The organism is Candidatus Nitrohelix vancouverensis (assembly GCA_015698305.1).
GTDB lineage: Bacteria > Nitrospinota > Nitrospinia > Nitrospinales > VA-1 > Nitrohelix > Nitrohelix vancouverensis.
Map to the genome: position 1 here is coordinate 2,824,515 of CP048620.1, position 11,970 is coordinate 2,836,484.

12 protein-coding genes are annotated in these 11,970 nt (G+C 51.6%); 11 read left to right on the forward strand and 1 reads right to left on the reverse strand.

Annotation, left to right across the window (positions count from 1 at the left end):
- Positions 1 to 6: 6 nt before the first annotated feature.
- From G3M78_13025 to G3M78_13040, 4 genes are all read left to right on the forward strand, one after another.
- Positions 7 to 1,539: a YifB family Mg chelatase-like AAA ATPase gene (locus tag G3M78_13025; GenBank protein ID QPJ66265.1), complete on the forward strand. Its 1,533-nt coding sequence runs from the start codon at positions 7 to 9 to the stop codon at positions 1,537 to 1,539.
- Between the two features lie 127 nt (positions 1,540 to 1,666).
- The gene (locus G3M78_13030; protein QPJ66266.1) at positions 1,667 to 2,158 is read left to right on the forward strand and encodes a hypothetical protein; all 492 of its coding nucleotides are present in this window, start codon (positions 1,667 to 1,669) and stop codon (positions 2,156 to 2,158) included.
- 52 nt (positions 2,159 to 2,210) lie between these two features.
- On the forward strand, positions 2,211 to 2,375 hold the full coding sequence (locus G3M78_13035) for a hypothetical protein (protein ID QPJ66267.1): 165 nt from the start codon (positions 2,211 to 2,213) through the stop codon (positions 2,373 to 2,375).
- Between the two features lie 186 nt (positions 2,376 to 2,561).
- Positions 2,562 to 4,577 carry a response regulator gene (locus G3M78_13040; GenBank protein QPJ66268.1) on the forward strand — a complete coding sequence of 672 codons (2,016 nt, stop codon included), beginning with the start codon at positions 2,562 to 2,564 and terminating at the stop codon, positions 4,575 to 4,577.
- 69 nt (positions 4,578 to 4,646) lie between these two features.
- On the opposite strand, the gene G3M78_13045 is transcribed toward G3M78_13040, so the two are convergent.
- Positions 4,647 to 5,201 carry a hypothetical protein gene (locus G3M78_13045; protein ID QPJ66269.1) on the reverse strand — a complete coding sequence of 185 codons (555 nt, stop codon included), beginning with the start codon at positions 5,199 to 5,201 and terminating at the stop codon, positions 4,647 to 4,649.
- Positions 5,202 to 5,343: 142 nt separating this feature from the next.
- On the opposite strand from G3M78_13045, the gene xerC reads away from it, so the two are divergent.
- The 7 genes from xerC to mutM all read left to right on the forward strand — a co-directional run bounded on the left by xerC (position 5,344) and on the right by mutM (position 11,961).
- Positions 5,344 to 6,273, forward strand: coding sequence for a tyrosine recombinase XerC (gene xerC, locus G3M78_13050; protein ID QPJ66270.1), 930 nt, complete (start codon positions 5,344 to 5,346; stop codon positions 6,271 to 6,273).
- Between the two features lie 132 nt (positions 6,274 to 6,405).
- Positions 6,406 to 6,930 (forward strand): ATP-dependent protease subunit HslV, encoded by a 525-nt coding sequence (gene hslV / locus G3M78_13055; protein QPJ66861.1) that lies wholly within the window; start codon positions 6,406 to 6,408, stop codon positions 6,928 to 6,930.
- Between the two features lie 3 nt (positions 6,931 to 6,933).
- Positions 6,934 to 8,340 (forward strand): ATP-dependent protease ATPase subunit HslU, encoded by a 1,407-nt coding sequence (gene hslU, locus G3M78_13060; protein QPJ66271.1) that lies wholly within the window; start codon positions 6,934 to 6,936, stop codon positions 8,338 to 8,340.
- An 81-nt stretch (positions 8,341 to 8,421) separates the two neighbouring features.
- The gene (argB, locus tag G3M78_13065; GenBank protein ID QPJ66272.1) at positions 8,422 to 9,306 is read left to right on the forward strand and encodes an acetylglutamate kinase; all 885 of its coding nucleotides are present in this window, start codon (positions 8,422 to 8,424) and stop codon (positions 9,304 to 9,306) included.
- Positions 9,307 to 9,439: 133 nt separating this feature from the next.
- Positions 9,440 to 10,507, forward strand: coding sequence for a heat-inducible transcription repressor HrcA (gene hrcA, locus G3M78_13070; GenBank protein ID QPJ66273.1), 1,068 nt, complete (start codon positions 9,440 to 9,442; stop codon positions 10,505 to 10,507).
- Positions 10,500 to 11,096: a nucleotide exchange factor GrpE gene (locus G3M78_13075; protein QPJ66274.1), complete on the forward strand. Its 597-nt coding sequence runs from the start codon at positions 10,500 to 10,502 to the stop codon at positions 11,094 to 11,096. The genes hrcA and G3M78_13075 overlap by 8 nt, the downstream gene beginning before the upstream one ends.
- 49 nt (positions 11,097 to 11,145) lie before the next feature.
- Positions 11,146 to 11,961, forward strand: coding sequence for a bifunctional DNA-formamidopyrimidine glycosylase/DNA-(apurinic or apyrimidinic site) lyase (gene mutM, locus G3M78_13080; protein ID QPJ66275.1), 816 nt, complete (start codon positions 11,146 to 11,148; stop codon positions 11,959 to 11,961).
- Positions 11,962 to 11,970 lie beyond the last annotated feature (9 nt).

Sequence of the window (11,970 nt, forward strand, 5' to 3'; positions counted from 1 at the left end):
TTGCAGATGATTTCGTCTTTAAACAGCGGAGCAGTTCTTGGCATCGACGGCTATCTGGTGGAAGTCGAGGTGACGCTCAGCCCCGGCCTGCCCGCGATTTCCATCGTCGGCCTGCCCGACGCGGCGGTGAAGGAAAGTAGCGACCGGGTCTCTGCCGCGATACGCAACGCCAATCTGGAATTGCCGCAACAGAAAATCACCATCAACCTCGCTCCGGCGGATATCAAAAAAGAAGGCTCGTCCTTTGATCTGCCCATCGCCCTCGGCATTCTCGCCGCCAACGGTCTCATTCTTGCGGAAGCGCTCAAGGACACTTTGATTCTCGGCGAACTGTCCCTCGACGGACGCGTCAAAGCCATACGCGGGACCCTGTCCATCGCCGCCGCCGCGAAACAGGAAGGCGTTCAACGTCTCATCCTTCCCGCTCAGAACGCCAACGAAGCCTCGGTGGTGGAAGGACTGCAGATCATCCCCGTCGCCACGCTCCCGCAGGCCCTCGACTACCTGAACGGTCAGATCGAGATCGCCGCCACGCCGGACGACACCGCCGCGAACCTGTTCGCCGAATCGCAGTACGAGGTCGATTTCGCAGACGTCAAGGCCCAGCACCAGGTCAAGCGCGCCCTTGAAATCGCCGCCGCAGGCGGACACAATGTTCTGTTGATCGGCCCGCCCGGTAGCGGCAAGTCCATGCTCGCGCGGCGCGTTCCCACAATTTTACCGACGATGGCATTGGACGAAGCCATTGAAGCGACCAAGATTCACAGCGTCATGGGCCTGTTGAGCAAGGACAAGGGACTGCTCAAGGCCCGGCCCTTTCGCACCCCGCACCACACCATATCCGACGCCGGGCTGATCGGCGGCGGACGTTACCCGCTCCCCGGCGAAGTGTCGCTGGCGCATAACGGACTTCTTTTCCTCGACGAGTTGCCCGAATTCAAACGCAACGTGCTAGAGGTCCTGCGGCAACCCCTTGAGGACGGTCAGGTCTCCATTTCCCGCGCCGCCGCCTCGGTTTCCTATCCCGCCAATTTCATACTGGTAGCGGCGATGAACCCCTGCCCCTGCGGTTACAAAAACGACGCCAAGCGCGAATGCACCTGCACGCCGCACGATATTCGCAAATACGTCTCTAAAATTTCCGGCCCGCTTCTTGACCGCATCGACATCCACATCGAAGTGCCCGCGCTCAATTACAATGAATTGTCCGACGAGGCCAGCGGCGAACCCTCGGAATCGATCCGCAAGCGCGTGGAACAGAGCCGGCAAATTCAATTGCACCGCTTCAGTAAAGATTCGATCTATTTCAATGCGGGAATGAGTTCTCGGCTCCTGAAAAAACATTGCGCGCTGGACGCCAACTCCAAAAACATCCTGTCGCTCTCGATGGACAAACTCGGGCTGAGCGCCCGAGCGCACGACCGCATCCTGAAAGTCGCCCGCACCATCGCCGACCTCGCCGGGAGCGAAAGCGTGATGGCCGAACATGTCGCTGAAGCGATCCAGTACCGCTCCCTCGACCGCGAACAGTGGTTTTGATTTTTATCACGGCGGGCTCTCATCCTTGCTTATTTTCCCATGCCTGTTTGCCCTGCATAAAAAATAACTATTTACTTAAATCCAGAATCTGAAATAATGAGGGGGCCATTAACTCGTTAAAAAACTTATGGATGCCTGCGAAATAAAAGACTATTGCGACGAAGCTCAGATCATTGCCGACAGCCACGGTATTTACGCGGCCCTGTCTTATGTGCTGGGGCAGAAGTTTTGCGCGGAATTGTTTCGATTGAAGGAGTTGAATCGGAAATTAAAATTCCTGCAACCCGCCGAGATGGACAGCCTCGCCCAGAAATCTTCGGGCATTCAGTCGTTTCAACTGAGTTATGCGCTGACCGCTGAGGATAATTTCCAGACCGCTCTGGAGAAAAGTCGCTTCCTTAAGGATCGGCTGGATAATTTCAGGAAGGAAATTCAGCTCCGCTTCAAGCAAAGCGATATCGAAGAATATTTCAACACCTACCCGCGCCTGGAATACAAGCGGACTCTGACCGCGCCCGACGATGCGCTTAATAACGAGGAACTGATGACGGGCAAAGCGGTACTGGAAGAAGCGGAAGATATCTTTATCATCGAAGAGCTGAAGCGGATTTTCAAATGATTGGACGCCCTCTTCCGGTCCTGAGCGCTCACGACCACCCCCATAGATCATCATGCTGAAACCTGTTCTGGGGCAACGAACGCGACTCGTTCTCGCCTTTCTGATTCTGTGCGCCTGCACGGTTTTGATTCTTTACACTGGGCCAGAGTTCAATTTTGCGCTTCAGGTCATTCTCTCCTGTCTGCTGATGTTTTTCCTGTTCTGGCTGGTCACCTGATTTTTTCTACTTTGTAACGATAATTGATTCATCTCTCAGGCGGGCTCCTCCATCTATTTAATTTCACATAATGAAAGCGCCGGAGCCACGGTGGGAATGCTTGCGGAATTTTTCTATCTCTGTAGAATATACAGTTACAGCTTAAAATAATTAAAAACACATCCATCATGGGGTAGCAGCGCCGCCGTGAACCAGCCCATTCAAATCCTCGCCGTCCAGAACAGCAGCGCTCAGGCGATCATCCTGACCAACATACTGGAAAAAGGCGGCTATAAGGTACGGGTTCTGAATGACGGGCAAGAGGCTCTCGATTCCATTATCAAGGCTCCACCGGACCTGGTCATCACAGACATTCACACGCCGGGTCTCGATGGCTTTGAATTATGCGCCAGCGTAAAAGACAATCCGGCGACCAAGAATCTTCCCATCATCATCGTCACATCACTGACCGGTATTGATAACCTGTTGAAATGCCTTTCTTCCGGCACTGACTATTTCTTCACCAAACCTTACAACAGCCAATCCATCCTGCCCCGCGTTAAAATGGTTTTGTCGACGCAGGATTCCAAGGAAGACAAAAGAACAACAGCGCGTCCTTTCGAATTTGAATATGCAGACAAAAAACATTCTGTCGTCTCGGACCGCAGAAAAATTCTCAACTTACTGCTCTCGACCTATGAAGGCGCCGTCAATCAGAATAAAGAGCTTTTGGCCGCCCAGGAGGCCTTGAAAAAAACGAACGCTGAACTGGCGATCCAGATCGAAGAGGCGGCAAGGGCCAGAGAATCCGCCAATCTCGCCAATCAATCGAAGAGTATTTTTCTGGCGAACATGAGCCATGAAATTCGCACACCTATGAATGCAATCCTCGGCTTCGCGCAAATACTCAAACGCAATGCGTCCCTGTCCCCGGAGCAAAAAGGACAGCTGAACACCATCATGGAGAGCGGCAATCATTTGCTGTTGCTCATCAACGATATTCTCGATATTTCCAAAATTGAATCGGGCAAAACCGAACTCAGCGAAAATGATTTCGACCTTCAAAAACTGGTCGCCAGCATCGTTCCGATGATTCAGATGAAATGCGAGGAAAAAGGCCTGCAGTGGAACATTGAGGGATTGGGAGAAGACCCGATACCCGTCCACGCAGACGAAACAAAAATGCGGCAGATACTAATCAACCTGCTCGGCAACGCCAGCAAATTCACAGATGCAGGCTCCGTTACCCTGCGCATGGTTGAGGTGGAATCGAAATCGGACACTATCCTTGCATACCGCTTTGAGGTGATAGATACGGGCGCAGGCATGACTGCAGAGACGCAAAAGAAACTGTTCCAGCCCTTCCAACAGGGCGACGAGGGGATAAAGAAAGGCGGCACCGGACTGGGCCTGTCGATCACAAAAAAACAAATCGAAATGATGGGAGGAGAGTTGTCTCTGGAATCAGAGGCGGGCAAAGGAGCGCGATTTTATTTCACCTTGCAGATAAAAAAAGCTCTGCAGACGATCGACGCGCCAAAAACAAAACTAACCATATCGAAAGTACTGGATTCATACAAAGTCACGGCTCTGGTCGTTGACGACAATGAACTCAACCGAAAAGTCCTCGACATCTTCCTGCGCAATTATGGAATCGAAACAATCATCGCAGTAAACGGTCAGGAAGCGATAGACAGGTACAGGGAACACCGCCCGGACCTGGTGTTTATGGATATTCACATGCCGGTCATGGACGGCATCGAAGCGACAAAAATAATCATGGATGAATTTTCAGCCGACGATCCCAAAATCGTCTGCGTCACAACCTCTGTATTCAGCGACCTCCGGGCGAATTACAAAGAGAGCGGATTCAAATATTTCATCCTCAAGCCTTTTTCAGCGGAAATCCTGTCTGAATGCCTCGTGGAAATCCTCGACGTCGAATTTGACTTTGCTCAAGATAAAAATGAGGAGGGGGAGCAAGGAACGCCTGGCCTTGGATCATTCGACAGCGCCTCCATATCCCTTCCTGAAAGCCTGTTGGGCCGAATGAATGACGCGCTAACAACTTACTCCGTAACAGAGTTGGAAAAATGCCTTGAGGAAATCAAGCAAACGGGAGAGACGGGCGCTCGCCTGGCAGATGCGCTTGACAAGCATGTCAAAGAATATAATTTTGACGACATCAAAAAATTTCTCACCCGAATCAAAACCACTTCCTGACAGGGGACAAAACCAACGACAGGCGCGCGGAAACATGGAGCGCGCATCCATTAATGCGGAATTTAAACATCAGGAGAGTAGTTTTGTAATCACTATCCCCACTCCCACCACCGTGGTCGCGCCTGCCAGAGCCGTCGCCAGCGCGATTTTCTTGTTCATCGCCTCGCGTTCCAGAGCCGCCGCTTCTTCCATCTCTTTTTTCAACTCCAGCTTGACCGAAGCCTTCAAGCCATCATGACCGGCGCGTAATTTTTCGTCCAATGAGGCGTCCGCCTTCTCCATGAGTTCTTCCATGAATTCCGGCCTGGATTTCTCCAGGTGTTCGCGGACCGCTTCAACGTTATCCTCTTTGAAACGATCCATCTGCTTCTGAATCACTTCCAAGCGCTCATTGATATGAATTTCGAGTTTCGGCTCGATGTTCTCGGCGATTCGTTCGAGCGAATCACGACCGTTTTGAATCGCCTCGTGGAGCTTCTCTTCGATTTCCTCGTCCAACGCTTCTTTGCGTTGCGAGACATGCGCCTCCAGGAGTTTCATTTTCTCTCTCAAATCCGAGATCACTTCGAAATCGTCCTGAGCGCGTTTTATTTTTTCTTCCAGATCCTCGCGGGGTGGCTCCATAATCCCTTCCTTACAATTCTTGTTTTATTGGTTTAGATGCGACCGACCGCCAAACTCTTCAAAAAAATCTTCCAAGATGAAAAATCGTTTGAGGCTTGACCCTTTTAAATCGCTCTAGTATATTGTTTTAAAAGGACTTAATATGAAAAATGACATCCAGAAATTCACCGCTTATCTTGCAGGCGAAAAATCTGCTTCGCCTCACACTATCACGAATTATCTATCCGACCTCAATCAATTTTATGATTTCCTGAAACAGTCCGGGCATGGAATAGAAAACGATCAGGTGCGCTCCGACCGCGTCGACCGACTGGCTCTGCGCTCCTATGTCGCTTCGCTTCACGAAAGATCCAGCAGTCCCGCAACCCTTTCAAGAAAACTCTCTGCAATCAGTTCTTTTTTCAAATTTCTGGGACGCGAAGGCGAACTGGAAAGCAATGTAGTGAAAAGCATTCCACGCCCCAGGCAAACGAAAAAATTACCGTCTTTTCTCAGCGTCGACGACATGTTCAGCCTGCTCGAACAGCCGGAATCCGACGGTTTTCTAGGAGTGCGGGATCGCGCCATTCTCGAGTTATTCTATTCAACCGGCATGCGTATCAGCGAGTTGACGGGCTTGACTCTGGAACGACTGGACCTGAATGCGCGCTTTGTCCGCGCCCTGGGCAAGGGCGACAAGGAGCGCTTGATTCCCATTGGCGACAAAGCCGCAGAGCGACTGGAAACCTACCTGAATTATCGAAAAGAAAAAATCAGGGAATCCAGACTGGATGAAATCCCCGAAGCCGTTTTCCTAAACTATCGCGGCGAAGCCTTATCGATTCGAGGAACCCGCAAAATCGTCGACAAATACCTGCGCATCAACGGATCGCCCTCCAATCTCTCCCCCCACTCCCTGCGCCATTCATTTGCGACGCATTTGCTCGAAGCGGGCGCAGACTTGCGATCCATTCAGGAAATGCTGGGCCATGTCAGCCTGTCGACCACACAGAAATACACCCACCTGAGCCTCGACAAACTCAACGAAGTTTACGATCAGGCTCACCCCAGAGCGCGCCGAAAAAGCCAATAAATCAAACGGAAAAGCCCCGTCCGGCCTGCTCCGTGAAAGGTGTAGGATTCAACAAGCTTTTTATGTTAATCTGAGCGTTATTCAATGCCCGCTGGGTTCCCGACAAACTTCACAGATTATTTTTAACCTATGATGCACGCAACCACCATTTTAGCGGTTCGGGTGAAAGATCAGGTCGCCATTGGCGGCGACGGTCAGGTCACTCTGGGTAATACCGTGATGAAACATTCCGCCAACAAAGTGCGCCGAATGTATTCAGGAAAAGTCATCGGAGGCTTTGCAGGCTCCACCGCCGACGCCTTTTCCCTGTTCGCAAAATTCGAAGAGAAACTGGAGAAATTTCAGGGCAATCTGGCCCGCTCCGCAGTGGAACTGGCGAAGGACTGGCGCACCGACAAAATGTTGCGACGTCTTGAAGCCATGCTCATCGTTGTGGATAGAGAAAGCTCCTTCATTATATCGGGCACCGGAGACGTGGTGGAACCCGAAGACGGCATTCTGGCCATCGGTTCCGGCGGCATGTACGCCATGGCGGCGGCGAAGGCTTTAATCAAACACACCGACCTGGACGCAAAGCAAATTGTTCAGGAGGCTATGGACATCACCCAGTCCATTTGTATTTACACCAATTCAAACATCACCATTGAGGAGTTATAGTCAGTGGATATTTCATTATCGCCCGTTTCCGAAACGGCGAACGCAACGGAAGATTTTTTATCCAATTTGACCCCGCGAAAAATTGTCGCCGAACTGGACAAATTCATCGTGGGACAAAACAAGGCCAAACGCGCCGTCGCCATCGCCCTGCGCAACCGCTGGAGGCGACGCAAATTGCCCGACGCCCTGCGCGACGAGATCGCTCCAAAAAACATTTTGATGATCGGCCCCACCGGCGTGGGTAAAACCGAAATCGCGCGGCGACTGGCAAAGCTGGCTCAGTCCCCATTCATTAAAGTCGAGGCTTCCAAATACACCGAAGTCGGTTATGTCGGGCGCGACGTCGAATCCATGATTCGCGATCTCGTCGAATTGAGCCGCACCATGGTCAAGGAAGAAAGTAAACTGAAGGTCGTGGAACAGGCGCGCGTGGCGGCGAAAGAACGTCTTCTCGACCTGCTCCTACCCCCGCCGCCGGGTTTTTCCAAACAAAAAGAGAACATGGAACTGGACCCGCTGGGACGCCAGCATTACGAAAAAACCCGAGAAAAATTCTCCGCCTATTTGGCAGAAGGACGCTTTGACGACCGCGAGGTTGAAATCGAAGTGCAGGAAAAAGCCGGCCCTTCTATGGACATGATGGGAACCGGAATGGACGAGATGGGCGCCAACATCAAAGACATGTTGCACAATATCATGCCGCAAAAAACCAAGAAACGAAAAGTCAAAGCGCCCGAAGCGTTCAAGATACTGGCACAGGAAGAAGCCGAAAAATTGATCGACAACGACAAGGTCGAACAAGACGCGCTGGACCGGGCGCAGAACAGCGGCATCATCTTCATTGACGAGATCGACAAAATCTGCGGACGGCAGGGAATGCAGGGACCGGATGTTTCGCGCGAAGGCGTGCAACGCGACCTGCTCCCGATCGTCGAAGGCGCTTCCGTCAACACGCGCTACGGCATCGTCAAGACCGACCATATTTTATTCATATCGGCGGGAGCCTTTCATTCGTCCAAGCCCTCGGACCTGATTCCCGAGTTTCAGGGCCGCTTCCCGATCCGCGTGGAACTCGATTCGCTTTCCGAATCGGACTTTGTGAGAATTCTGACGGAGCCAGACAACGCGCTGATCAAACAGTACATGGAGTTGCTCAAAACCGAAGGCATCGAACTCACTTTCAGCGAGGATTCCATCGCCGAGATCGCCTCCATGTCGGCGACAGTGAACGAACGCACGGAGAATATCGGAGCGCGCCGCCTGCAAACCGTTCTGGAAAAATTGCTCGAAGATATTTCCTTCGACGCTCCCGATCTGGAAGACCAGGTTGTTTCCATCGACCGCAAAGCCGTGCAGGACAAACTGTCGGATATCATTCAGGATGAAGATCTCAGTCGCTACATTCTCTAGGCCCATCTCAACAATGCCCGAGAATAACTATCATTCATTGTGCAAGCTGAATATCTCAATCGTCACGCTCTATAGGTCGCTATGAAAAAAGGATTACAGAAAGCCGAAGTCCTGCTCGAGGCTCTGCCTTACATAAAAAAATTCTTCGGGAAAACCATTGTCATTAAATATGGCGGCGCCGCAATGGTTTCCGAAGAGTTAAAGAAAAACTTTGCTCTCGATATCGTGATGATGAAGTACGTCGGCATGAATCCGGTGATCGTGCATGGCGGTGGACCACAGATCAACAAGACCTTGGACGCTCTCGGCATTCCCTCGCATTTTGTCGAAGGCCAGCGCGTGACCGACAAGAATTCCATCGACGTCGTGGAAATGGTTCTCGGCGGTCAGGTGAACAAGGAAATCGTGTCGCAGATCAACGAGCAAGGCGGCAACGCCGTGGGCATCACCGGAAAAGACGGCGGCTTGATCGAAGCCAAACGCCATCGAAAAATAAAATTATCCCCGGAAACGGAACGACCTGAAATCATCGATCTGGGTCTGGTCGGCGAAATCACTCAGATCAATCCCAAGATTCTCAAGGTTCTGGACAACAGCGGCTTCATTCCCGTCATCGCGCCCACCGGAAGAGGCGAAGACGGCGAGACCCTTAATATCAACGCAGACTTTGTCGCTTCCGAAATCGCCGTGGCGCTTCATGCTGAAAAACTGATCCTGATGACAGACGCGCCAGGCGTGCTCGACAAAGATGATAATCTGCTGACCAATCTCACGCCCAAGATGGTGAACCGCTTGATCAAGTCCAAGGTCATCATCGGCGGCATGGTGCCCAAAGTGAATTGCTGTCTGACCGCCTTGAAAAAAGGCGTGCTCAAAACGCATATCATCGACGGTCGCCAAAAGCACGCCCCGCTCCTTGAAATTTTCACGGAAAAAGGCATAGGCACCCTGATCGTACCGGAATAATTTTTCAAAAGGGAATCAGGCCGTGTTGCTATTTGACATCGGTCGAAACACCGCCCCCGCCAGATATATTGACAAGACGCGGACGGATTGATAATTTGAAATCAGTTAACGATTCCTATTACTGGCAAACACAATGACAACTCTTGCCCTGGACGAACGTAGCAAAGTGATATTGCTAGAAGTCGTTCGAGACTATATTCAAACAGCGGAACCCGTCGGCTCGCGCACCGTTTCCAAGAATCTGTCGGAGCCATTGAGTCCGGCAACCATTCGCAACGTCATGGCGGACCTGTCCGATCTCGGTTACCTCAAGCAACCGCACGTATCCGCAGGCAGGGTCCCCACGGACAAAGGCTACCGTTTTCTCGTCAATCACCTTCTCGACCTCGAAAAAACGCAAGGCAGTCAGTCGCATGCGCTCCCCGGCGACGTGTTCAACGCGCATCCGAATCTGCAGGAGGAACTGGAAAGAGCCTGCGCGAGCTTGTCGACTCATTCCAACCAGACCGGGCTGGTCATGTTACCTTGTTTTTCCAATGCGCTTTTCAAACACATCGAATTCATCAAGGTCGGCCCCAAAGAAGCGCTTGCCGTGTTTTATTCCGAACTCGGCGTCTTGCAGAATAAAATCATTCCCATTGAGCAGGGCGTCACTCAGGAGCAACTGGCTTCGATATCGAATTATATCAATCGCGAGTTCAAGGGACTGTCCATTCGAAGCATCAAGAAAGAAGCGCTCAGAAGGATTCAGAACGAAAAAGCGCATTACGATAAATTGATGCAACAGGCTTTGAAATTTTCGGCGCAATTGATGGAAGATGAAAATGAAAAGAGCGGACTTCTGGTTGAAGGCGCCTTTCACCTGCTGGATTCGCCGGAATTTTCCGCCAATCTGGAGAAAATGAAAACCCTTCTGCAAACAGTTGAAGAAAAAACAAAACTGATCACCCTGCTCGATCATTGTCTGAAACAGGACGGAGTCACCATTTTCATTGGCGGCGAGGATCTGGAAGAGGAGATGGAGGACTGCAGTCTGATCGCAAAAAATTACGGACACAGCGGCGAAAACCTGGGAACCATCGCGATTTTCGGCCCCAAGCGCATCGACTATTGCCGCATGATATCCATTGTCAATCAAACCGCCCAGGCAGTCTCTGGCGTGTTATCCAATGTAAAAAAGGACGTTTCATTATATGAGTAAGAAAAAAGCAGAAACCGAAGAAATTCAGGACGAATCACCCGAAGTCCTCGACGCGGATGAAGTTGTTGAAGAGTCTTCTGTCGACGAGGTTCTGGAAGACATCGAACAGGATGCGGTCGCAGAACTCCAGAAACAATTGGATGAAAAAGAAGCGGAACTCGTCGAGTTGCGCGGCGTGGCCTTGCGCGTCAAAGCCGACGGCGAGAATTACAAAAAACGACTGGATAAGGAAAAAGCGGACCTTTCCAAATTTGCCAATGAACGTTTGCTCAAGGAACTGCTCACCATTCACGACAATCTGGACCGCGCTCTGAACGCGCCCAATATTTCCATTGAGTCTCTGCGCGAAGGCGTTGAAATGATTCTCAAGGAATTCGAAAAATTCATGGAAAAACAAAACGTGGAGCCTATGGAATCGGTCGGCAAACCTTTCGATCCCAATATCCACGAAGTCCTGAGTCAAATCGAATCCGCCGATCACGAAGACAATCACGTGATTCAGGAACATGCGCGCGGCTATTATTTGCAGGGACGCGTCCTCCGCCCGGCGCAAGTGGTCATTTCCAAAGCGCCCGCCAAAGCGGAATAATCCGGCGCATCGCTCGCCGCGCGTTACCTAACTCAGGGATCGATTTCACATGCCCGAATTGCCAGAAGTCGAAACTTTGAAAAACGCCCTGCTCCCCCTCGTCCGCCATCAGGTTCTGGAAGACATTCATTTTCATCGGAGCAATCTGCGCTACCCGATCCCCATCGCCGACCTGAATGAACGTTTCAAGGGGCGCCGCATTGACAATGTCTTGCGCAAGGGGAAGTACATTCTGTTTCAGGCCGAAACGGGCGCAATGATCCTGCACCTGGGAATGAGCGGACGGGTGACGCAGTCGCACTCTGCCGAGGCGAAAGAAAAGCACACGCATATCGTCTTCAAATTTCAGTCCAACTTGTATCTGCATTTCGTCGACCCAAGGCGCTTTGGTTGTGTCGCCTGGGCGCCGGAAAATAAAGGACACCCCCTGCTCGACCGGCTCGGCGTCGATCCCATGACGCCCGAGTTGACAGCGCAGGCCATGAAAACTCTGGCAAAGGGTTGCACCGCATCCATCAAGTCGTTTCTGATGGATTCGCATCGTCTTGCGGGCGTCGGCAATATTTATGCCTGCGAATCGCTCTTTCGCTCCGGCATCCGCCCCACCTCCCCAGCCGGACGCGTGTCGCTCAAGCGCTGGGAGCGTCTTGTCGCTGAATTGCGTTTTGTCTTGCAACAAAGCATTGATGCGGGCGGGTCGACGCTACGGGATTTTTTCAACGCCGACGGAGAACCGGGATATTATTCGACCCAGTTCTGCGTCTATGGAAAAGAGAAACAGGCTTGCCCGCAATGCTCGTTTCCCATCACGCGCATCACCCAAACGGGTCGTTCCACTTTCTATTGTAAGAAATGTCAGAAATAAACCGCATCT

What these genes read in the sequence shown, in the direction of transcription:
- hslV (QPJ66861.1), top strand. Translation starts at nt 6,406, where the DNA reads ATGCACGCAACCACCATTTTAGCGGTTCGGGTGAAAGATCAGGTCGCC.
- G3M78_13035 (QPJ66267.1), top strand. Translation starts at nt 2,211, where the DNA reads ATGCTGAAACCTGTTCTGGGGCAACGAACGCGACTCGTTCTCGCCTTT.
- G3M78_13025 (QPJ66265.1), top strand. Translation starts at nt 7, where the DNA reads ATGATTTCGTCTTTAAACAGCGGAGCAGTTCTTGGCATCGACGGCTAT.
- argB (QPJ66272.1), top strand. Translation starts at nt 8,422, where the DNA reads ATGAAAAAAGGATTACAGAAAGCCGAAGTCCTGCTCGAGGCTCTGCCT.
- hrcA (QPJ66273.1), top strand. Translation starts at nt 9,440, where the DNA reads ATGACAACTCTTGCCCTGGACGAACGTAGCAAAGTGATATTGCTAGAA.
- G3M78_13030 (QPJ66266.1), top strand. Translation starts at nt 1,667, where the DNA reads ATGGATGCCTGCGAAATAAAAGACTATTGCGACGAAGCTCAGATCATT.
- G3M78_13045 (QPJ66269.1), bottom strand. Translation starts at nt 5,201, where the DNA reads ATGGAGCCACCCCGCGAGGATCTGGAAGAAAAAATAAAACGCGCTCAG.
- xerC (QPJ66270.1), top strand. Translation starts at nt 5,344, where the DNA reads ATGAAAAATGACATCCAGAAATTCACCGCTTATCTTGCAGGCGAAAAA.
- mutM (QPJ66275.1), top strand. Translation starts at nt 11,146, where the DNA reads ATGCCCGAATTGCCAGAAGTCGAAACTTTGAAAAACGCCCTGCTCCCC.
- G3M78_13075 (QPJ66274.1), top strand. Translation starts at nt 10,500, where the DNA reads ATGAGTAAGAAAAAAGCAGAAACCGAAGAAATTCAGGACGAATCACCC.